The sequence below is a fragment of the Ectobacillus sp. OTK genome (genome assembly GCF_059698935.1).
Map to the genome: position 1 here is coordinate 3633684 of NZ_AP048547.1, position 21635 is coordinate 3655318.

General features: G+C 43.6%; 22 protein-coding genes and 1 pseudogene. All 23 read right to left on the bottom strand.

All coding sequences use genetic code 11. From position 1 onward, the window contains the following. Nucleotides 1–26: 26 nt before the first annotated feature. Complete coding sequence (locus tag AC6HZ4_RS18010) at nucleotides 27–233, bottom strand: YlzJ-like family protein (protein WP_497491060.1); 207 nt, start codon at nucleotides 231–233, stop codon at nucleotides 27–29. Further along, nucleotides 230–973: a ClpP family protease gene (locus AC6HZ4_RS18015; RefSeq protein ID WP_497491062.1), complete on the bottom strand. Its 744-nt coding sequence runs from the start codon at nucleotides 971–973 to the stop codon at nucleotides 230–232. The genes AC6HZ4_RS18010 and AC6HZ4_RS18015 overlap by 4 nt, the downstream gene beginning before the upstream one ends. A 160-nt stretch (nucleotides 974–1133) precedes the next feature. Beyond that, nucleotides 1134–2801 (bottom strand): ribonuclease J, encoded by a 1668-nt coding sequence (locus tag AC6HZ4_RS18020; RefSeq protein ID WP_497491063.1) that lies wholly within the window; start codon nucleotides 2799–2801, stop codon nucleotides 1134–1136. A 273-nt stretch (nucleotides 2802–3074) separates the two neighbouring features. Beyond that, complete coding sequence (locus tag AC6HZ4_RS18025) at nucleotides 3075–3371, bottom strand: hypothetical protein (protein WP_497491064.1); 297 nt, start codon at nucleotides 3369–3371, stop codon at nucleotides 3075–3077. A gap of 497 nt (nucleotides 3372–3868) precedes the next feature. Then, the gene (gene dapA, locus AC6HZ4_RS18030) at nucleotides 3869–4747 is read right to left on the bottom strand and encodes a 4-hydroxy-tetrahydrodipicolinate synthase (protein WP_497491065.1); all 879 of its coding nucleotides are present in this window, start codon (nucleotides 4745–4747) and stop codon (nucleotides 3869–3871) included. A gap of 11 nt (nucleotides 4748–4758) precedes the next feature. Next, the gene (dapG, locus tag AC6HZ4_RS18035) at nucleotides 4759–5991 is read right to left on the bottom strand and encodes an aspartate kinase (RefSeq protein ID WP_497491067.1); all 1233 of its coding nucleotides are present in this window, start codon (nucleotides 5989–5991) and stop codon (nucleotides 4759–4761) included. Nucleotides 5992–6010: 19 nt separating this feature from the next. Further along, a complete protein-coding gene (gene asd, locus AC6HZ4_RS18040) occupies nucleotides 6011–7057 on the bottom strand; it encodes an aspartate-semialdehyde dehydrogenase (RefSeq protein ID WP_497491068.1) in 1047 nt (348 codons plus the stop codon). A gap of 137 nt (nucleotides 7058–7194) precedes the next feature. Continuing rightward, nucleotides 7195–7794 (bottom strand): dipicolinate synthase subunit B, encoded by a 600-nt coding sequence (locus AC6HZ4_RS18045; protein WP_497491069.1) that lies wholly within the window; start codon nucleotides 7792–7794, stop codon nucleotides 7195–7197. Further along, nucleotides 7791–8693, bottom strand: a complete 903-nt coding sequence (gene dpaA / locus AC6HZ4_RS18050; protein WP_497491071.1) for a dipicolinic acid synthetase subunit A — start codon at nucleotides 8691–8693, stop codon at nucleotides 7791–7793. Before dpaA ends, AC6HZ4_RS18045 begins: the two co-directional genes overlap by 4 nt. 280 nt (nucleotides 8694–8973) lie before the next feature. Then, nucleotides 8974–9219, bottom strand: a complete 246-nt coding sequence (locus AC6HZ4_RS18055; protein ID WP_497495759.1) for a YlmC/YmxH family sporulation protein — start codon at nucleotides 9217–9219, stop codon at nucleotides 8974–8976. Nucleotides 9220–9278: 59 nt separating this feature from the next. Continuing rightward, nucleotides 9279–10526 carry a M16 family metallopeptidase gene (locus tag AC6HZ4_RS18060; RefSeq protein WP_497491072.1) on the bottom strand — a complete coding sequence of 416 codons (1248 nt, stop codon included), beginning with the start codon at nucleotides 10524–10526 and terminating at the stop codon, nucleotides 9279–9281. A gap of 97 nt (nucleotides 10527–10623) precedes the next feature. Continuing rightward, entirely contained in the window at nucleotides 10624–11580 is a 957-nt protein-coding gene (locus AC6HZ4_RS18065) for a polysaccharide deacetylase family protein (protein ID WP_497491073.1), read from the bottom strand. A 230-nt stretch (nucleotides 11581–11810) separates the two neighbouring features. After that, nucleotides 11811–13940, bottom strand: a complete 2130-nt coding sequence (gene pnp / locus AC6HZ4_RS18070) for a polyribonucleotide nucleotidyltransferase (RefSeq protein WP_497491075.1) — start codon at nucleotides 13938–13940, stop codon at nucleotides 11811–11813. Between the two features lie 163 nt (nucleotides 13941–14103). Further along, nucleotides 14104–14373, bottom strand: a complete 270-nt coding sequence (gene rpsO, locus AC6HZ4_RS18075) for a 30S ribosomal protein S15 (RefSeq protein WP_497491076.1) — start codon at nucleotides 14371–14373, stop codon at nucleotides 14104–14106. Between the two features lie 97 nt (nucleotides 14374–14470). After that, nucleotides 14471–15437 (bottom strand): annotated as a pseudogene (ribF, locus tag AC6HZ4_RS18080) (bifunctional riboflavin kinase/FAD synthetase). A 43-nt stretch (nucleotides 15438–15480) separates the two neighbouring features. Next, nucleotides 15481–16404: a tRNA pseudouridine(55) synthase TruB gene (gene truB, locus AC6HZ4_RS18085; RefSeq protein WP_497491078.1), complete on the bottom strand. Its 924-nt coding sequence runs from the start codon at nucleotides 16402–16404 to the stop codon at nucleotides 15481–15483. A gap of 57 nt (nucleotides 16405–16461) precedes the next feature. After that, nucleotides 16462–16818 (bottom strand): 30S ribosome-binding factor RbfA, encoded by a 357-nt coding sequence (rbfA, locus tag AC6HZ4_RS18090; RefSeq protein WP_497491079.1) that lies wholly within the window; start codon nucleotides 16816–16818, stop codon nucleotides 16462–16464. Between the two features lie 13 nt (nucleotides 16819–16831). Beyond that, entirely contained in the window at nucleotides 16832–17110 is a 279-nt protein-coding gene (locus AC6HZ4_RS18095; RefSeq protein ID WP_497491080.1) for a DUF503 domain-containing protein, read from the bottom strand. Further along, nucleotides 17107–19221 (bottom strand): translation initiation factor IF-2, encoded by a 2115-nt coding sequence (gene infB, locus AC6HZ4_RS18100; protein WP_497491081.1) that lies wholly within the window; start codon nucleotides 19219–19221, stop codon nucleotides 17107–17109. Before infB ends, AC6HZ4_RS18095 begins: the two co-directional genes overlap by 4 nt. Before the next feature lie 4 nt (nucleotides 19222–19225). Further along, nucleotides 19226–19537, bottom strand: a complete 312-nt coding sequence (locus tag AC6HZ4_RS18105) for a YlxQ family RNA-binding protein (protein ID WP_497491082.1) — start codon at nucleotides 19535–19537, stop codon at nucleotides 19226–19228. After that, nucleotides 19538–19810, bottom strand: a complete 273-nt coding sequence (gene rnpM / locus AC6HZ4_RS18110; protein ID WP_497491083.1) for an RNase P modulator RnpM — start codon at nucleotides 19808–19810, stop codon at nucleotides 19538–19540. A 12-nt stretch (nucleotides 19811–19822) separates the two neighbouring features. Next, entirely contained in the window at nucleotides 19823–20923 is a 1101-nt protein-coding gene (gene nusA / locus AC6HZ4_RS18115) for a transcription termination factor NusA (RefSeq protein ID WP_497491085.1), read from the bottom strand. A 17-nt stretch (nucleotides 20924–20940) separates the two neighbouring features. Beyond that, nucleotides 20941–21411 (bottom strand): ribosome maturation factor RimP, encoded by a 471-nt coding sequence (gene rimP / locus AC6HZ4_RS18120; protein WP_497491086.1) that lies wholly within the window; start codon nucleotides 21409–21411, stop codon nucleotides 20941–20943. Nucleotides 21412–21635: the final 224 nt, after the last annotated feature.

Sequence of the window (21635 nt, forward strand, 5' to 3'; positions counted from 1 at the left end):
ATATTCCCTTCGAATTCCTGCTTTTTTTATTGAATGACAATTTTTTGCCCCGGCTGGTATTGTAAGTAATGCTGCGGGTCGCTGCTCAGTACACGCACAACAGTATACTGATTATCTGGTGTTGCTTCTACAACCAAGTCGCAGCCGCCGCAATTTATAAGTTTTTGCTTTGTAAAGACAGCCTCATCGATTGGGTATAAGACTTCTTCAGGCACAATCGTATATAAAATCATTGCAGCAGCCTCCCTCCCTCCTGCTGCTGTGTGCGGCTGTCAATCATTGCATTTAATTTGCGGATGGCAGGACCGATTCCTCCCACCTCATCAATAAGACCGTATTTGACCGCATCGAGCCCGACAACGTTTGTTCCAATATCACGTGTTAAATTCCCCTTCGCAAACATCAGCTCTTTGAATCGATCCTCTGTCACCTTTGAATGCTTTGTGACAAACCGAATAACACGTTCTTGCATTTTATCTAAGTATTCAAACGTTTGTGGGACACCAATTACCATGCCTGTTAAACGAATCGGATGAATTGTCATCGTTGCCGTTTCTGCAATAAAAGAATAATCCGTAGAAACCGCAATCGGAACACCGATGGAGTGCCCTCCTCCCAGTACGATGGAAACAGTCGGCTTTGATAAAGAGGCAATCATTTCGGAAATGGCCAGACCCGCCTCCACATCTCCCCCTACTGTATTCAACAAAAGAAGCAAACCTTCAATTTTCGGATTTTGCTCTATTGCGACAATCTGCGGAATGACATGTTCATATTTCGTCGTTTTATTTTGAGGAGGGAGCTGTACATGCCCCTCGATTTGTCCAACAATTGTTAGGCAGTGAATGCGGGATTCATTCAGCTGCGGGACATTTGTCTGTCCGAGCTGCTGTATTTTCTCCACAATGCTATCTTTTGTTTCTTCTTTTTTTTCCGTTCCTTCTTGATTTGTTATGTATTCGCGATCTGCCATAATCCTGCTCCTTTCGCCATTATACGGTTAGTATTTGTTACATTCCATTTTTCATGCGGAGAAAGGACAAGCATATGAAAGCTACGACGTATACATACAACCAAGAAGGATATCTTACTCTGCAGAACAAAGCGCCCCCATCTATAGGAGCGCTTCGTTCTTAGATTTCCATGATAATTGGTAAAATCATTGGCTTTCGCTTCGTTTTCTCAAATAAAAATTGACTGAGAGAATCACGAATGTTTTGTTTTAAGGTAGACCATTCGATAGAGTACTCCCGAATGGATTGCTCAATAATTTCTCTTACTAGCTTTGCGGAACATTCAATAAGCTGTTCTGATTCGCGTACATACACAAAGCCTCGCGAAATAATTTCCGGACCAGATACAATCCTCTTTGCTTCCTTACTAAGCGTGATGACAACTACAAGAATACCGTCTTGAGAGAGCAGCTTCCGATCGCGCAGTACAATGTTGCCAACATCCCCAACACCGAGGCCGTCAATTAAAACATTACCAGCTTGTACCTTTCCTCCAGCTTTCGCTCTGCCTTCTTTGAACTCGATGACCTCACCTTTTTCCACAATAAAAATGCGGTGAGGTGAAATACCAATATCGGATGCGAGCTTCGCATGGGCCTTTTGCATACGAAACTCCCCATGTACCGGAATGAAGTATTTCGGCTTCATTACATTTAACATTAATTTTAATTCCTCTTGACTTCCATGACCCGATACGTGAATTTTCTTTTCACCATAATATACAACGTTAGCGCCAGCACGAAACAGCAAGTCAATCGTCTTTGACACAGATGTTTCATTCCCTGGAATTGGGCTCGCTGCAATAATAACTGTATCACCTTTTCGAATGGCCACTTGCTTATGTGCATTTTTAGCCATTCTTGAGAGTGCTGCCATCGGTTCACCCTGACTGCCTGTTGTTAGAACCGCTACCTTACGCTCTGGGTAATTATCAATATCCTGCGGTGAAATTAACATATCATCCGGAATATGCAAATAACCAAGATTACGGGCAATGTCCACAACCTTCACCATACTTCGGCCAACAACCGCCACTTTGCGGTCATCTTCAAAGGCTGCATCAAATACTTGCTGAAGACGGTGAACATTCGACGCAAAGGAAGCAACAATAATCCGCCCTTCCGCGTTATAAAATACCTTTGAAATTTCTATACCAACTGATCTTTCAGATCCTGTAAAGCCTGGACGCTCTGCATTTGTGCTGTCCGACAATAAGCATAGCACACCATCATTACCAATTTGCGCCATTCTTCCAATATCAGCTCCATATGCATCCACAGGAGTTTGATCAAATTTAAAATCACCTGTATAAACAATCGCACCTTGCGAAGTATGAAAGCATACACCGACTGCATCTGGAATGCTGTGCGTAACGCGGAAAAACGAAACGTTTGCGCTTTCAAATTCCAAAATAGAATTTGCATCTATCGTTTTTAATGTTACACGTCCGAGCAAGCCCGCCTCGCTCAATTTATCTTCAACCAGCGCCAATGTTAAGCGTGTTCCGTAAACAGGAACAGATAGCTTTCTTAGTACGTATGAAACACTGCCGATATGATCTTCGTGACCGTGTGTTAAGAAAATCCCTTTTACTCGTTCCTTATTTTCCTGTAAATATGTAATATCAGGGATTACAATATCAATTCCGAACATCTCTTCCTCTGGAAACATCAATCCAGCGTCCACGACAAAAATATCCGAATCTACCTCAACGACATACATGTTCTTGCCAATTTCCCCTACTCCACCTAGGGCGAATACTTTAATATTTTCTGTCTCTTTCCTCACCTTATAGCCTGGTTTCTAAAATCTAGTGATTTCTAACATTCGCCCCTGAACCAAGAAAAAGGGACATACCGTGACAATTCTCGCGTCACTCCGTCAGGAAGAGAGTTTCCCCTCTTGTCATGCATCTATTATGCAAGACAACCTGCGGTGCCCTGTTAGAGCCGGCTCACAGCGATACACCATCCCTTCCATGGGCCAGCGTATCGCCAAAGATTTTAGCACCAGGTTTACACCTCCTTTAGTTGTACTTCCTGATTCTTTATCCGTAACGTTTTATGGATGACGTTCCACAATTTCCAACTGTGGTGGTCTTTCCATATGTTGATATTGCTTAGCATCATACCGATGTATATTCGTCTTTGTTTTCCATTGTTTGAGCGCTTCTCGGATTCTTCCACCGACCCGAGGATGCCCATCAAATGCGGCTTCACCAACAAACGAAGCTCTTGCAGTAAACCTTTTGGAATTTTTTCTTCCAATTCTTATCTCCCTGTTTTCCATAGATACAAGCACAAGAGAGGGCAAGATATCATCTTTATTCAAACGACGGTGTCCGGTTGGCATCAACATACAATCAGGTTCCCTATCTTTCATCCAAGCTGCAAATGAGGCTGTGCATCCACGCCAAATCTGTTTGCGGCTTGACCAATCTTCAATGGCTCCATCATCAATTGATAAAATAATACTATATCAATAATATTTAGATTCCGATAATTTCTACCATAAAACACCATTTAATTTAAAACTGTTTTTAATCTCCCAATTTTGTTAAGCATACCCGTACTAAGTCACTTAAAAATATTATACCTGATACAAGAAATAGAATACAAGTTAATTTCTAACAAGGTATAGGAGTTTTGATAAGTCCAGCAACATGCCCGATCCGACGAGTTGCAGGTTATGAGTTGAGTCAATTACAATCCCTGTTTTTTACTGCACTAACGTGCGCCTTTGTAAGAAAACGAAAAACGCTAAAGAGCTTAGAATATTCTCTAAGCTCTTTAGCGTTTTTCTGTCTCACACCGTATAACGGAACCTATTAGCAGCATTTACCAAGCTGTTTTTTATTAACGCGGAATCGACTGAACGATTTGTGACAATTGCTTCTGCTCCCCTTCACTTAAAGGAACAAGCGGCAAACGTACGGATCCAACATCCATTCCAAGCATTCGCATTGCTGCTTTGACAGCAGTCGGATTCGGAGCCATAAAGAGCGCCTTTGTAATGCGCAGTGCAAACTGATGGATACGCTGCGCCTTTTTGATGTCACCGCTTTGGAAAGCTGCTATCATCGCTTGCATATCATTGCCGATTACGTGAGAGGCAACGGAAACAACGCCCTTTGCACCAACTGCAAGTGCCGGCAGCGTTAAACCATCGTCGCCGCTGTAAACAGCAAAGCTTTCATCCGTTCTCTCAATAATTTCCGTCATTGCCAGCACATCACCAGCCGCATCCTTTAGCGCCACAACGTTTGGAAGCTGGGATAAACGAACGATTGTATCAACTGTCACATTCACGACAGAACGTCCTGGTATATTATAAAGCATAACTGGAAGTTTTGTGCTCTCAGCAATTGTTTTAAAATGCTGGTAGAGCCCCTCTTGATTTGGCTTATTGTAATACGGTGCTACGAGCATCACCGCATCTACACCTATTTCTTCCGCTTTCTTCGTTAACTCGATCGAAGCTTGCGTGTTGTTATTGCCCGTTCCAGCGATAACTGGTATTCTCCCCTTCACCACATCTACAACATGGCGAAACAACGCTAGCTTTTCCTCTGTTGTTAAGGTCGGAGATTCTCCAGTCGTTCCTGCTACTACAAGGGCTGTTGTTCCGTTATGGATTAAATATTCCACCAATTGCGTTGTTTTGGTGAGGTCAACACGCCCATCCTGATCAAACGGCGTCACCATCGCAGTCGCAACTGCTCCAAAATCGATCATGCTCTCACTCCTTAATGTTCCACGTGCTTTTCTTCCGCTAATTGAAAGGCGCCGTGCAGGGCATTCACAGCCTCGACTAAATCGCTCTCCTTGACGAGCACCCAAATGGTCGTATAACTGTCAGCTGATTGTAAAATTTGAATGCCTTTCTCTGACAGCGCCGTCACAATTTTGGACGTTACGCCCGGGACACCTGTAATGCCAGCCCCAACAATGGATACCTTTGCACAATGACGTGCAACAAGCGGCTCGTAGCCGATGGCGCGCAGCACTATAACGGCACGATCTGCTAGATCATCACTCACCGTGTAGGCGACGCCTGTCGGAGAAATATTAATAAAGTCTACACTAATTCCTTCATTGGCCATTTCCTTGAAGACTTGCGCGTGCAAATCGTATGGACCATCCTTAGCAAGCACTTTAATCTGCGTTACGTTTGGCACGTGCGCAATTCCCGTTACAAGACGCTCCTGAACATCCCGCCCCTTGACTGCACCGTCATATGCTGTAACAAGCGTTCCAACATTGTCGGAATACGTGGAGCGAACACGGATCGGAACCTTTGCATGCATCGCAATTTCAACAGCGCGCGGATGTATGACCTTCGCGCCCTGGTAAGCCATATTACAAATTTCATTGTACGTTACAACATCGAGCGGTCTTGCATCCTGTACAATACGCGGATCAGCTGTCATCACGCCCTCTACATCTGTAAAAATGTCAATATATTCTGCCTGAATTGCTACCCCAAGAGCAGAAGCGGATGTGTCGCTGCCGCCGCGTCCAAGCGTTGTCGTATCGCCGGTTTTCGTTTGGCCTTGGAAGCCAGCAACAACAACAACATCAGACTCGCGCAACGTCTTCAATAAGCGGTCGCACTTCATTTCTATAATTTTTGCATTTGTAAAGTCATCATTTGTGACAAAACCGGCCTGCGCCCCGGTGAAAGCAACGGCATCAATTCCATTTTCATTTAGCATATTGGAAAACACAACAGCAGAAATTAATTCGCCGCAAGACAAGAGAAGGTCCTGCTCACGTTTCGAAATATTGGAATTCTTATCTTGCACTAAGCTAAGAAGCGTGTCGGTTGCATAGGGATCGCCTTTTCGGCCCATTGCCGATACAACAACAACCACCTTGTATCCTTCCTCTAATGCCCTTGCGATATGTTTTAACGCGTGCTTTCTGCCGTTTTCATCGCGTACAGATGTACCGCCGAATTTTTGCACAATAATCTTCATGTTTGCACCCTCTTTGATGTTACACTAATCCTAGTTTCACCAATCGTTCTGCAATTTGAACCGAGTTCCAAGCAGCACCTTTTAACAGGTTATCAGATACAATCCAAAGGTGGAAGCCCTTGTCATTATTTAAATCTTTACGGATACGGCCAACAAATACCTCGTTTTTACCTGTTGCATCAAGAGGTGTTGGATATAGCTGCTCCTCTGGATTATCTTGAAGAACAACGCCCTCTGCGTTCGCTAAAAGAGCACGAATATCATCCGCTGTTACTCCGTCCTTTTCTACTTCAATATATACGGACTCAGAATGTCCTGATACAACCGGAAGACGTACGCAAGTTGCTGCAACTTCCAGCTCTGGCATATGCATAATTTTTTTCGTTTCGTTAATCATTTTCATTTCTTCATAAGTAAAGCCATTTTCCGTAAATTTATCAATTTGCGGAATTGCATTGAACGCGATTGGATAATGTTTATCCAAGCTCTTCACCGGCAAAATATTCGCTTCTGGAGTTTCTCCGTTCAGCATAGCCTGCGCTTGTGTTTTTAATTCTTGGATTGCAGATACACCCGCACCGGACACCGCTTGGTATGTTGATACGATCACGCGGCCCAATCCATATGCTTGGCGAATCGGCTCAAGTGCTACAACCATTTGAATTGTAGAGCAGTTTGGATTTGCAATGATGCCATTATGCTCTAGCAAATCCTTTTCATTTACTTCCGGCACTACAAGCGGTACATTTGCATCCATACGGAACGCACTTGTGTTATCAACAACTATCGCACCGCGTTTTGCCGCTTCTGGAGCAAGTTCTAAGGATACAGATCCGCCTGCGCTAAACAAAGCGATATCGACTCCTTCAAAGCTCTCTGGAGTTGCCTCTTGAATTGTGACTTCTTCTCCTTTAAATAACAGCTTCTTTCCTGCTGAACGTTTCGAAGATAGAAGTGTTAATTTTCCGATCGGAAAGTTGCGGTTTTCTAAAGTGTTTAACATTTGTTCTCCAACTGCGCCGGTTGCTCCGACTACAGCAACATGAAAAGCTTGTTTCTTTGTCATGACTAGACCCCTTTCAGCACTACTTACTTGCAAAAAGATGGAGCTTATTGTCGTCTCCATCTTTATTAGAACAATTTTACCATACTTGTTGCAAAGTCATGAGTTTTTTTTTTGAAAATTGTTTCGTTTTTTGAGTATTAATTCATATAACGGAATTTTTCTACAATCACTGGCTGGAATTGCTTTCCTTCTATGGCAGAAACAATCGTATCACGGAGCAGCTCCATGCGTGCAACCATTGAATTAGGTTTTTTTTCTGGTGCATCTTGCCCAAATGGAACGAAGTAAATATTTTTTGTTGCCATTAGGCGCATGAGGTTCACACCGTTTAGCCCAAGTGCATCGTTCGTTGAAATCGCAAGCACAACTGGTTTGCAATTGCGCAGCGTTGCTTTCGTTGCCATAAGCACAGGGGAATCGGTCATCGCATTGGCAAGCTTGCTCATTGAATTTCCTGTCATCGGAGCAATGACCATGCAGTCAAGCGGAATTTTGGGACCGAGCGGCTCTGCTCCCACAATACTGTCAATCGCCGGAAATCCTGTAATCTCCTCAATTTTCCGGATCCACTCTTCCCCTTCTCCAAAACGGGTGTTTGTTGATTTTAAAGTATAGGAGACAACCGGACGCACCTCTGCACCCTCGTTTACGAGCTGCTGCAAGTATGGCATAACTTCTGCATACGTACAATGAGATCCCGTAAACCCAAATCCGATTCGTTTTCCTTTTAAACTCATTTGCCATTCTCCTTTCTTACTTTCAAATCCTCCGTCAATAAGGAAGATAGTACGTTTGCAAGAATTTGCCCCGCTGTTTTTGGTGCAACAATGCCTGGAAGCCCCGGTGCTAAAAAGGCCTTTACACCTCTTTTCTCAGCATAGCGAAAATCAGTCCCTCCCGGCTTTGATGCTAGGTCAACGATCAGTGTATGCGCTGGCATCTTTGCAATAACACTTGCCGTTACGATAAGATGCGGCACGGTATTAATCACGATATCAACATCACGCACCTCTTTTTCTAAATCCTGCAGATGAAACGGTGTAAAAGTCATTTCTGTAATGCGGGCAAGGTGCTCAGAGCGGCGCGCGCCAACCTTTACATGTGCTCCTAATGCTTGAAACGTACGCGCTACACTCATACCTGTTCTTCCAAAGCCAAGTACCATTACCTTCGAACCGTGTATTGTGTAATCCGTATGCTGAATCACCATCATAATGGTGCCTTCTACGGTTGGAATGGAGTTATAAATAGCTACGTCGTCGCGCTCAAATAATTTAACGAGCCTTCTTTGACAGGACGATGTCAAATTCTCTAAGTAAGCATTGCTAATACCGGAATATATAGTGAAATGCGGCGGTGTTTTTTCTACTTGCTCTTTTGTCAGCACTACTTTTTCGTTCGAAAAAATCGTATCAATTCCGCCTTCCGCATTCGTCCCCGCTACCGGTAAAATCACTGCGTCTAACGAGGCGAAGTCCAGTTCGTGCATGTATTCCTTAGAAGCTCCCGTAAACCCATGGTCCAACTGATCGAAGCCGACTAATGACAACTTTGCATCTAATTCAATTAGCTTTCGGATGACTTCGAGTTGTCTCGCATCTCCTCCTATCACAGCTATACGCATGTCAGTTAACATATCTCGCTTCACCTTCTTTTTCAGCTAATCTATATAAGCAAATCGCCTAACTCTTTAGTTTCCTCCACATCATATGTATCGTACAAGGGCAAGGTGATTACATAAAAGGAAAAAGGACACTAAGAAAAGCTAGGGCGCCCTGTTTACTGCGACTGGCACACAATCCTCGCACAAAACGTGCTGCTTTAGCGAAGTCTATTCATAAGAGCAAAGCGGCATCCAAACCGTTATACTTTCTTAATCCAATAAAAAAGACGGCTATTCAGCCGCCTCTCATACGTTATTCCTGATACTCTGATAAATCAAAAATAATCATATCATGCCCAACCTTTTTAATACGGCTCCAAGAAACACGCGTCTCCTGCTGTGAACGTTTGAATGCATTCCACTTGCCGATCGGAATAATAAGGGCATGAATCTTTCCGTCATGTTCATCAATTTCCAAATCCGCTTGCCCAAGTACCCCCATCCGCTCTGCGCGCTCTAAATCTACAATTTCCTTTCCGCTTAGCTCACTTAATCTCAGCTTCCTCACCCCCGTCTACTTACTACGTATTCGGACATCTAAAAAAAAATACCTACAAGTTAATTCTTGTAGGTAATTCCTTTTGGAAGCTCTCCTGTGGGGCTAATAAGCGCCACAGAAAATTCGTCTGTAAATGTGCTGCGGATAAGCTGATCTACCTGTTCCTTTGTCACACTGTTTACGCTCTCAATAATCTCATCAAGGGAACGGTGCTTCTTCAAAAGCAGCTCATTTTTACCATTTCGGCTCATTCGGCTGTTCGTGCTCTCAAGGCTCAGCATTAAATTCCCCTTCAGCTGCTCCTTGCTGTTGCGAAGCTCCTTCTCTGTAATCCCTGTAGCTTTGAGCTTATCGAGCGTTTGTCCAATCGTCTCATATAGAGTTTCAAGCTGCTGATTCCCTGTACCTGCGTAAATAGTTAGCATACCTGTATCTTCATAGGAAGAGTGGTAGGAGAATACAGAATATGCCAGCCCGCGCTGTTCACGCACTTCTTGAAATAAACGGCTACTCATGCTTCCTCCCAAAATATTATTCAACACAATCAAGCTGTATACGTCCTCAGCCCCAATGCTCAGCCCTTTATAGCCTAAGCACAAGTGCGCCTGTTCCGTTTCCTTCTTGCGGGATACACGGTTCGTATGAAATTGTGGTTTATGTACGGATTGGCGGTTTGTAACTCCCTTATAACCTCCGAAGTAAGATTCTACCGTTTGCATGAACGATTCATTTACATTACCAGCAATTGAAATCACAACATTTTCAGGCGTGTAGTGATCTTTTATGTACCCACGAAGTGTATCACCATTAAACGTGGCTAACGTTTCTTCTGTTCCTAAAATCGGATAAGCGAGCGGATGGGACCCGTATGTTGCCTGTGTTAGCAAATCATGCACAATATCATCCGGTGTATCTTCGTACATTTTAATTTCTTCATATACAACATTTCTTTCTTTTTCCAGTTCTTCCTCTACAAATGTCGAGTTAAAGAACATATCAGCTAAAATTTCAAGTGCATACTGAGCATGTTCATCTAATACCTTTGCGTAGTAGCACGTATATTCCTTCGAGGTAAACGCATTAACTTGTCCTCCGATGCTATCAAAGGCTTCAGCAATATCCCGTGCTGTACGCGTTGTTGTTCCTTTAAAGAACATATGCTCTAAAAAATGAGAAATGCCGTTGTTTTTCTCATTTTCATTGCGTGAACCAGTATGAATCCACACACCGATGGCAACGGAACGAACGGTAGGGATATGTTCAAATACAATTCTTACACCGTTTTTGCAAGTATATTTATTAATCAAGTGCCATCCTCCTATAGTTCATTTTTTGCTTTTGCTAGAAATATGGTGCTATCATTTAATCATATCAATTTTACAAAGCGCTGTCATGTAAATATGTTTAATCTATTCTTTTTTCATCAAGAAGCATAGATACGCTTCCGATTTTATATCCTTTTTTCTTTAATTGTACAATAAGTGTATCAAGGGAACGCGCAGTAGGTGATGTAGGGTGCATCAAAATAATAGCTCCTGGATGCACTTTTGTAAGTACGCGATTCAACAATACGCTTGGCTCAGGCCGCTGCCAGTCAATCGTATCTACCGTCCACATAATTGTACCCATTCCATGCTTAGCAGCAAGATTTACCACTTCATCGCGAAAGCTGCCGCTTGGCGGTGCAAACCAACGCACCTTTTGATTTGTCGTTGTCTCAATCATATCATTTGTTTTCGTCAATTGTTCTTCAATCGCGAAAGCGGATAACCTTTTCATATCAGGATGCGTGTAGGAGTGATTCCCTACCTCTTGCCCTGCTTCTGCAATCATTTTTGCAAGACTCGGGTTTTCCTTTACCCAACGTCCTTCCAAGAAAAAAGTGGCCTTGATATTATGCTTTTTTAATACTTCTAACATATTCGGGAGATATTCATTTCCCCATGCAACATTAATCGTGAGGGCTACCATTTTTTTCTCAGGATGGCCCCGGTAAATCGGCGCGGGTGATAAATCCTTTAAATGCACCTTTGGAGACACCTCTTGAAAGACAAGTTTATTTTTATCAAATACACCTTGCTTCTCCATATTCTTATACGAGGCCTGTACATCAACAATACGGCCATTATAGCCTGGCATCGCCTTCCATATTTTATCAATCTTTGCATCAGCAGCAGGAATATTATATTCCTTTGCTTTTTGTGCAATTTCTTCATACAGGGGAGTTTGCAATTTAGCAGCTTGCACAGCCTGAGTTTTGATATGCTGTAAATAAGTAGCTGTATATGGATTTTGAATCGATATGTAGACGACCGCAACTGTACAGAAAAAAGCGACAATACGATATAGCTGTTTTTTCATCCGTTACACCTCCTCATCACACACTATGTAAGCCTCTTCCACAGTAGAACAAAAAAAGCGGACATGGGCCGGCCGCCCGCGAGCAGAACGCCCTCTGCTTGGATAAGACGCTTTTCCCCGGAAGTCTCCCCCGCAGCAAGCAAGCCGAGAGATTTGATTACTCTCTAGAATACATCCTTTCTTATTTTATAAAAAAGAGCCCAAGGTTATCCCTGGACTCGTTCTCATAATTATTTTTGTGTTTGCTGCTCTTTTTCTTTTTGTTCTCTTTGCTCTTTTAATAGTACTTTACGCGATAAATTCACACGGCCTTGCTTATCGATTTCAATAACCTTGACAAGGATCTCGTCACCAATCGCTACAACGTCTTCTACCTTAGGAACGCGCTCCTCCGCCAATTCGGAAATGTGAACAAGACCATCTTTTCCGCTGAATAATTCAACAAATGCGCCGAACTTTTCAATACGTTTTACTTTTCCTAAGTAAATTTGACCAACCTCTACTTCACGAACAATATCTTCAATGATTTTCTTCGCTTTTTGATTCATCTCTTCATTTGTTGAAGCAATGAAAACTGTACCATCTTGTTCAATATCAATTTTCACGCCAGTTTCTTCGATGATTTTATTGATTTGTTTTCCGCTTGGTCCAATGACGTCGCGAATTTTATCTGGATTAATCTTCATTGTTAAAATTTTTGGTGCATATTGTGACAACTGCGTACGCGGCTCATTAATAACAGAAAGCATATGCTCTAGGATTTGCATGCGGCCAATCTTTGCTTGCTGCAGTGCTTCCTCCAAAATTTCACGAGATAAGCCTTCGATTTTAATATCCATTTGCAATGCAGTTACACCTTTTGCCGTTCCTGCTACTTTAAAGTCCATATCGCCAAGATGGTCTTCCATACCCTGAATGTCTGTTAATACCGTGTAATGCTCTCCGGATTTCACAAGTCCCATTGCAATCCCTGCAACTGGCGCCTTAATCGGAACACCCGCATCCATCATCGCAAGTGTGCTTGCACAAATACTTGCTTGGGACGTAGAGCCGTTTGATTCCAATACCTCAGACACAAGGCGAACTGTATACGGGAAGTCTTTTTCAGACGGAAGAACTGCTTCCAGCGCCCGTTCTCCAAGGGCACCATGACCGATTTCGCGGCGGCCTGGTCCTCGAAGCGGACCAGTTTCTCCAACGCTGAAGGATGGAAAATTATAATGATGCATGAAGCGCTTAGACTCTTCAATGCCTAGACCATCCAAAATCTGCACGTCACCTAGGGCACCTAATGTACAAATACTAAGCGCCTGTGTTTGTCCCCGCGTAAATAATCCAGAACCGTGTGTACGCGGAAGAATCCCTACCTCAGAAGCTAACGGGCGGATTTCATCCACCTTACGGCCATCTGGACGAACCTTCTCTACCGTAATCAGGCGGCGTACTTCGCCTTTTACGATTTTATATAAAATCTCGCTAACTTGTTCTAGTGTTTCAGACGTTGCTTCATTCTCTTCATAATGCGCAATGATGCGTTTTTTCACCTCATTGATCGCGTCCTCGCGCGCGTGCTTTTCATGAACTTGAATGGCTGCAACCATGTCAGCTTCCGCCATTTGCCGAACTTCTTCTTCTAAAGAAGCGTCTACTTCATACAAGGTAACTTCGAGCTTCTCTTTACCGATCGCTTGAACAACTTCCTCCTGGAACGCAATGAGACGCTTGATTTCATTATGACCGAACATAATTGCCTCTAGCATTACTTCTTCCGGTACCTCATCAGCACCTGCTTCTACCATGTTGATTGCGTCCTTCGTCCCCGCTACCACAAGGTGAATATCACTTTGCTCTGCCTGCTCTACGCTCGGATTGATCACAAATTCGCCATTGATGCGTCCAACAATCACACCTGCAATCGGTCCTTCAAACGGAATATCGGAAATAGAAAGCGCTAAGGAGGATCCGATCATTGCAGCAATCTCAGAGGAGCAATCTTGATCCACACTTACAACCATGCTAATAACCTGTACTTCGTTTCGGAAGCCTTCTGCGAATAACGGACGAATTGGGCGGTCGATGAGGCGGCTTGCCAAAATAGCTTTCTCGCTCGGACGGCCTTCCCGTTTAATAAAGCCTCCTGGAATTTTTCCTACTGCATATAAGCGTTCTTCATAGTTCACGGTTAAAGGGAAAAAACTAACATTTTTCGGTTCTTTTGAAGCTGTTGCCGTAGACAATACAACGGTATCACCGTATCTCACAAGAACAGCACCATTTGCTTGCTTCGCAAGCTGGCCCGCCTCAATTACGAGCGGACGTCCCGCTAAATCTATGGAGAAGACTTGCTTTTCTTGGTCCATTAAAGTACCCCTCTCAATTTAAAATATAAGTAACTGCTTCTATGTAAAAAAATTATCTATTAGCATATATCCTTCCCTAGTATTGCCGAAAAGCTGGAAAGGTATGAAGGGAATAAGCTTTTTTCCCTAACAAAAAAGCGGGAATATTCCCGCTTTTTTTTGACTATCGACGTAATCCAAGCTTTTTAATCAATTCACGGTAGCGAGTTACATCTTTGTTACGAAGGTAGTTCAGTAAGTTACGACGCTTACCAACCATCTTCAAAAGACCGCGACGTGAGTGATGATCTTTCTTGTGAGTGCGTAAATGTTCATTTAAAGTGTTGATTTGCTCAGTTAGGACAGCGATCTGAACCTCTGGAGAACCAGTGTCAGTTTCGTGAGTTTTAAATTGAGCGATGATTTCGTTTTTACGTTCTTGTGCTAAAGCCATCCTATTCACCTCCTCATAATAATCCCCAATTCCCTAGCATACGTTGGTGAATCGTTATGCCAAGCAACGGTTCCAATAAAGTACATAAATTAGAATACTATCTTTTGCTAAAAAAAGCAAGCTGATTTCGCAAGCTGCTGAAAATATTGTTGGGCCTTTTCTTTATCCCGCTGAATTTGCGCGACTAGTTCTCCAATACCATTAAATTTCTGTTCCGCGCGAATACGAATGTGCCACTCTATCTCTACACACTCATCATAAATCTCTTCTTGAAATTCAAAGACGTGCACTTCGATGGACAGAATCTTCTCATCCTGCTCAAATGTCGGTTTATATCCAATATTGCATACCCCTTGATGCCAACGTTCTTTTACCCTCAACCGAACAGCATACACACCGACAGGAGGCAAAATATAATCATCGTTTAAGGCAACATTTGCAGTAGGAAATCCGATTTGTCTGCCGCGCTTATCCCCATGAACAACTGTTCCTTCTACTTTGTAGTATCTTCCTAAAACAGATGGAACCTCTTCCATCTTTCCTTCTCGGATTAGGCCGCGAAGCAAAGTAGAGCTAATTTTCTCTTCTTGAAATTCCACTTTTTCCACCACAGTCTGTGTAAACTCCCCTCTTGCATGAAACGGCAGCGTCTCCATCGTACCCTTTCCAAGACGGCCGTAAGTAAAGTCAAAACCAGCTACAACATGCTTCACCTGAAGACGTATAATATAATCATCTACAAACTGCTGCGGCAGCAGCTTTGCAAAGGCCTCGTCAAATTTCACGATATATAAAATATCAATGCCTAAGCTGGCGATAATATCTTCCTTCATCTTCAGAGGAGTAATCGATTCGACGTGAGCCTCCGTTCGCCGCAGCACAACTGACGGATGCGGATAAAATGTCATTACGGCACTTTTCAAGCCCCGTTCCTCCGCAATTCTCTTCGCGGTCAGAATGACTTCCTGATGCCCAAGATGAATACCATCAAAATATCCAAGTGCCATTACACTTGGCTCTTCTTCCTTCCACTGATGAGGGTGAGTCAAATGAATTAATTTCACGCTCGAATTCACCTTTTTCTGTTATAATGCTTCCATTTCCTCATTATAGCTTTAATTCTTGATTATTCACAAGAACTTTCGTCGGCTTTAATAAGCCAGGCTGCTTGGGGTGCGGCTCGTAGATTGCCAGGCACTGCCCCTTTTTGTCAAAAACAGTGAAGAAACTCGCGGCCAAATCCTGTTCATTACGTAAAAATGCCCCGTTTTTCACCTTCTCTGCCTGCTCGTCCCCGACAATTAGCTTCGGAAATTCCCTAAGCGCTTCTTCAATGGACAAGAGGTTTGCTTGCATTGTTCCGTTTTCTACTCGCTGCTCAATTTCTTCGAACGTGAGACAGCGGTCTAACGTAAATTGGCCGGAAGCCGTCCGAATCAAATGTGACATATGTGCCGGGAATCCGAGCCGTTCTCCAATCATCACTGCCAGCGTGCGGACATACGTTCCTTTGCTGCACACCACACGAAAGCGAAAGGATGCTGTAGGACCAGCCCATTCTTCTTCACCATCAAGCAATGTAAATTCATGAATTGTAATCGTTCGAACAGGACGCTCCACTTCTATACCCTGCCGCGCATACTCATACAGCTTCCGCCCATTCACCTTTACGGCAGAAAACATTGGCGGCATTTGTTTAATCGTACCTGTTAGAGAACGAAGCACTTCCTCAATCTCAGCACGTGTAATAATACGATTCACGTCTTTTCGCTCCACTAATTCTCCGGAAGCATCCTCTGTTGTGGTGGAAAACCCAAGCGTGACTTCTCCCTCATATGTTTTTGTTTCACTCGTTAAAAATTGTGCAATTTTCGTTGCCCTGCCAATACAAATCGGCAGAACACCCGTTACGTCCGGGTCAAGAGTGCCTGTATGGCCAACCCGCTTTTCTCTTAGGAGCTTTCTCACTTTAAAGACACAATCATGAGAAGTCATACCCGTTGGTTTATGTAATAACAATACACCTTCCATGCGTTACACCCTCCATTATTTAGACAGAAAAAAGGGATAGACAATGATGTCTACCCGCTACTCTTCCTTGTTATCATCCTTGTTTATCTCATGCAAGAGCGTTTCAATTCGGTGACCGTAATCAATCGATTCGTCGAATTCGAAGGAGATTTCCGGTGTTTTACGTAAACGAATGCGCTGCCCAATTTCAGAGCGAATGAATCCTTTCGCTTTCGCTAGCCCTTTTAGTGTACTTTGCCGCTGCTCGTCATCTCCCAATACAGATATATATACCTTCGCCAGCTGCAAATCACCGCTTACTTGTACATCTGTAACTGTGACAAATCCAATGCGCGGGTCTTTAATTTTGCGGCCGATAATATCGCCCAGCTCTTTTTTCATCTGTTCTCCCACGCGGTTCGCACGTAGCTTCATGTTATCACCTCATTCAATACCATTCCATCCTTGTTACCGTGCGTTCAATCTCTGGAAAAGAATCCACCATTTCCAATGCTTTTTGAATTTCTCTCTCACACGCTGCCCGGCTGGATGAAACAGAAACAATCGCAATTTCTGTCCGTTGCCACAAATCCTGATACCCGATTTCGGCAACGGACACATTGTAACGCTGTCGAAGCCGGGTAAGAACGCGCTGCAAAATAGCACGCTTATCCTTCAGTGACTGTGCTTCATAGAAAATGCATTCACAAAAGAGGGAAGCAATCACTTCCGCTCTACCTCTTGCATCACGTACGCCTCTATAATGTCGCCTTCCTTCACATCATTGAAGCGTTCGACTGTGATACCGCACTCATAGTTTTGTGCAACTTCCTTTACATCATCCTTGAAACGTTTTAACGTATCAAGCTTGCCTTCAAAAATGACAACACCGTCACGAATGACACGAACGCTGCTATCACGCGTAATTTTCCCGTCTGTTACGTAACAACCGGCAATTGTACCAACCTTTGATACTTTAAAGGTTTGACGAACCTCCGCTTGGCCAATTACCTTTTCCTCGAATTCTGGATCAAGCATTCCTTTCATCGCTGATTCGATTTCTTCAATTACATTGTAAATAATACGGTGCAAGCGAATATCAACATTTTCTGTTTCGGCTGTACGCTTCGCATTCACGTCTGGACGAACGTTAAAACCAATCACAATCGCATTTGATGCAGACGCAAGAATAATATCCGATTCGGTAATCGCTCCTACGCCTGTGTGAATAATTTTTACTTTTGCGCCCTCTACTTCAATCTTTTGAAGCGATGCCGCCAACGCCTCTACAGAACCTTGCACGTCCGCTTTGACGATTAAGTTAATTTCCTTTACGTCCCCTTGCTGGATTTGCTGGAACAAGTCCTCTAGGCTTAGCTTCGCTTTATCGCTGCGCTGCTCAACTACAGCACGCTGTGCTCTGGCTTCTCCGACTTGACGGGCTTTCTTTTCGTCGCTAAATACTAAGAAGCGATCCCCTGCATGCGGGACATCATTTAAGCCTGTAATCTCAACCGGAGTCGATGGACCTGCTTCTTTGACGCGGCGACCAATATCATTAATCATTGCACGTACACGTCCGTACGTAGCACCAACGACAATTGGATCTCCAACTCGAAGCGTACCATTTTGTACAAGAAGTGTTGCAACTGGTCCTTTTCCTTTATCAAGCTGCGCTTCAATGACTGTTCCGAGCGCGAGGCGTTTTGGACTTGCTTTATATTCCTCTACCTCACTTACAAGAAGAATCATTTCCAATAGGTTGTCGATTCCTTCTCCTTTTAATGCAGAGATCGGTACGAAAATTGTTTCGCCGCCCCAAGCCTCTGCTACTAAGCCATATTCCGTTAACTCCTGCATCACGCGATCCGGGTTAGCAGTTTCTTTATCCATTTTGTTAACCGCTACAATGATTGGCACACCTGCAGCCTTTGCATGATTGATGGCTTCTACTGTCTGCGGCATTACACCGTCATCTGCCGCAACCACAAGGATCGTAATATCTGTTACCTGCGCTCCACGAGCACGCATTGTTGTGAACGCAGCATGGCCCGGCGTATCTAAAAACGTAATCTGCTTACCGTTAATCTCAACCTGGTACGCACCGATATGCTGTGTAATACCGCCAGCTTCTCCTGCTGTTACCTTGGAGTTGCGAATCGAATCAAGAAGCGTTGTTTTTCCATGGTCAACGTGACCCATGATTGTGACAACAGGCGGACGCTCTTCAAGCTCTTCCCCTTCATGCACTTCATCTATATACGTTTCAAAGTTTGTTTCGTCAATAATCACTTCTTCTTCTACAGAAATGCCATACTCACCAGCAATTAATTCAATCGCATCTTTGTCCAAGTCTTGGTTGATTGTTGCCATAATTCCGAGCAAGAATAGCTTTTTAATGATTTCAGAAGGCTCTTTTCCTAATTTCTTTGCCAACTCACCAACTGTTAAAGAACCGGCAAATGTAATTTGATTCGGCGTTTCATTTGACTGATTTTGTCGCCCTTGATTCGCACCTCTGCCTGCTGAAACAGAACGAGCGTTATCTGCCGTTCCTTGCTTCTTCTTCTTCTTTTTGTTGCTGTTTTTCTTACTTGTGTTTACAACCTCTTTATCTGCTTCCTCGTCAAACTCTTCCACAATCGAACGTTTTGGTTTTGCAGCCTGTTGTTCGTTGCTGCCTCCGTTATACTCATGATCCAATTTTCCTACTATATCGTCATCTAACATTGCCATATGATTTGAAACCTCTATATTCATTTCTTTTAGTTTTGATATTACATCTTTACTTGATATATTTTGTTTTTTCGCGTATTCATGAACACGAATTTTATTCATACCTTCACCCCCGATAAGTTGTATCGAGCATGCTAAGCAGCTTTTTCGCAAAACCTTCATCTAGCACGGCTACGACCACCCGCTCATCTCTCCCTATTGCATGCCCTAATAGCTGGCGACTCTCTACATGCCTCAGCGGCACCTTATAGTACGTCGTTTTATCCGTCATTCGTTTTGCTGTATTTTTCGATGCATCCTGCGCAAGCAATACGAGCTTTGCCTTGCCGCTGCGAATTTCCTTTAAAACAAGCTCCTCGCCTGAAATGATCTTTCTTGCTCGGTTTGCTAACCCTAAAAACGATGCCCAGTCCCCCACTTACAATGACTCCTTTTCAACAAGCTCCAGCAACTGCTCGTAAAGGGAAGGATCAATTTTCGCCTTTAAATGATGCTCTAGCACATGCTTTTTTTGCGCGTTTAAAATACATTCCTTATCTTTAGAGAGATAAGCTCCGCGACCCGATTTCTTTCCCGTCAAATCGATGGAAACTTCCCCTTCTTTCGACCGAACAATACGAATGAGTTCGCGCTTCGGCTTCATTTCCTGCGTCGCAACACACTTGCGCAACGGAATTTTTCGATTGCTCACTCATCTCACCTCTTATTCGATTTCATATTCCTCATTGTCGAATGTGCCGGCGCTGGTTGTTTGACTGAGAAGACCTGCTTTTTCCGCTTCGGATTCGCTTTTAATATCAATCTTCCAACCTGTGAGTTTAGCAGCCAAACGTGCGTTTTGTCCACGCTTGCCAATCGCAAGAGACAGCTGATGATCCGGCACAATAACCGTCGTTGCTTTTTCTTCCTCGTTTACGAGAACCTCTACAACCTGCGAAGGACTTAATGCATTTGCTACGTACTCCACTGGGTCGCTGGACCAACGAACGATATCAATTTTCTCACCTTTTAATTCGTTCACAATCTGCTGTACACGTTGTCCTTTCGGTCCGACGCAGGAACCAACTGGATCTACATCAGCATTATCGGAATGCACCGAAATCTTCGAACGGTCTCCCGCTTCCCGTGCAACGGAACGAATTTCAACCGTTCCATCATAAATTTCCGGAACTTCAAGCTCAAACAAACGCTTCAGCAGCCCTGGATGCGTACGGGATACAAAAATTTGCGGCCCCTTCGTCGTTTTCTCTACTTTTGTAATATACACGCGAATACGATCATGCGGCTTATAATGCTCATTCGGCATTTGCTCGCCTACCGGCAGAAGCGCCTCTACCTTGCCTAGGCTCACATAAATGAAACGTGCATCCTGGCGCTGTACAATTCCAACCATAATATCTTCTTCGCGATCGATAAATTCAGAATAGATGACACCTCGCTCCGCTTCACGAACGCGCTGCGTTACTACCTGCTTCGCTGTTTGCGCAGCAATGCGTCCAAAATCCTTTGGCGTTACTTCAAGCTCTACAATATCGCCTACCTGGAAGTTTGGATTATATTCCCGCGCCTTTTCCACCGAAATCTCAAGACGAGGATCAAATACACTTTCAACTACATCTTTTCGAGCCAGAACTTTAATCGTTCCTGTCGTAGGATTAAAGCTGACGCGTACGTTTTGTGCTTGATTGAAGTTGCGTTTGTAAGCAGATATTAATGCAGCTTCAATCGCTTCAATAATAACTTCTTTGCTGATGCCCTTTTCTTTTTCTAAGACGAGCAAAGCATCAATTAACTCAGTGCTCATGATGGTCCCCCTTCTTACTAAAACATCACTGCAAGGCGCGCACTTGCAACATTCTCCATTGAAATTTGAATTTCCTTTTTGCGCGTTTTAATCGTGATCAGAACTGTCAATATCGTACCGTCGTAAGCTAGCAGCTTTCCTTCAAATACGGATTCGCCGTTAATTGGTTCCTTCGTTTGAATTGCTACTTGCTTTCCGACTGCTTTTACAAAATCTTGTTCCTTCTTTAAAGGCCGTTCCGCACCGGGAGACGACACATCTAAGAAATATAAATGAGGAATCGGGTCCTTTTTATCCAGCGCTTCACTTAAACGCTCGCTTACTGTTCCGCACTCCTCAATATCTACTCCCGTTTCGGAATCAATAAAAACACGCAAAAACCAATCTTTGCCTTCTTTTACATACTCGACGTCAACGAGTTCTAAATCCATGTCCTCTATAATCGGTCTCGCCAGCTGCTCCACAACTTCTGTTACATCTTTGCTCACAAAACAATCTCCTTTCCAAGCACTTATACGATATAAAACGGCCTTATAAGAAAAGCGGACACGGCCCGCCGTAAAACAACCCGCACACAAAACGCTCAGTTCGGACGAAGCCCATTCACAGAAGATTTCCATGTGTTCTTCACCATCTAAGACGCTTTTTGCCTTTGCATGAGGAAGGTTGTTTTGCGAAAGGGAGTAGGCCGCAGGAGCTAAAGCAGCGCCCA

Bases quoted from the DNA above. Each gene is read 5' to 3' on its own strand.
- AC6HZ4_RS18025 (WP_497491064.1), bottom strand. From the start codon at position 3,371: ATGTTGATGCCAACCGGACACCGTCGTTTGAATAAAGATGATATCTTG.
- AC6HZ4_RS18015 (WP_497491062.1), bottom strand. From the start codon at position 973: ATGGCAGATCGCGAATACATAACAAATCAAGAAGGAACGGAAAAAAAA.
- infB (WP_497491081.1), bottom strand. From the start codon at position 19,221: ATGAATAAAATTCGTGTTCATGAATACGCGAAAAAACAAAATATATCA.
- AC6HZ4_RS18010 (WP_497491060.1), bottom strand. From the start codon at position 233: ATGATTTTATATACGATTGTGCCTGAAGAAGTCTTATACCCAATCGAT.
- rpsO (WP_497491076.1), bottom strand. From the start codon at position 14,373: ATGGCTTTAGCACAAGAACGTAAAAACGAAATCATCGCTCAATTTAAA.
- nusA (WP_497491085.1), bottom strand. From the start codon at position 20,923: ATGAGCACTGAGTTAATTGATGCTTTGCTCGTCTTAGAAAAAGAAAAG.
- AC6HZ4_RS18045 (WP_497491069.1), bottom strand. From the start codon at position 7,794: ATGAGTTTAAAAGGAAAACGAATCGGATTTGGGTTTACGGGATCTCAT.
- pnp (WP_497491075.1), bottom strand. From the start codon at position 13,940: ATGGACCAAGAAAAGCAAGTCTTCTCCATAGATTTAGCGGGACGTCCG.
- truB (WP_497491078.1), bottom strand. From the start codon at position 16,404: ATGGAAGGTGTATTGTTATTACATAAACCAACGGGTATGACTTCTCAT.
- dpaA (WP_497491071.1), bottom strand. From the start codon at position 8,693: ATGTTAACTGACATGCGTATAGCTGTGATAGGAGGAGATGCGAGACAA.
- AC6HZ4_RS18065 (WP_497491073.1), bottom strand. From the start codon at position 11,580: ATGAAAAAACAGCTATATCGTATTGTCGCTTTTTTCTGTACAGTTGCG.
- rbfA (WP_497491079.1), bottom strand. From the start codon at position 16,818: ATGAAGCTACGTGCGAACCGCGTGGGAGAACAGATGAAAAAAGAGCTG.
- dapG (WP_497491067.1), bottom strand. From the start codon at position 5,991: ATGAAGATTATTGTGCAAAAATTCGGCGGTACATCTGTACGCGATGAA.
- asd (WP_497491068.1), bottom strand. From the start codon at position 7,057: ATGACAAAGAAACAAGCTTTTCATGTTGCTGTAGTCGGAGCAACCGGC.
- dapA (WP_497491065.1), bottom strand. From the start codon at position 4,747: ATGATCGATTTTGGAGCAGTTGCGACTGCGATGGTGACGCCGTTTGAT.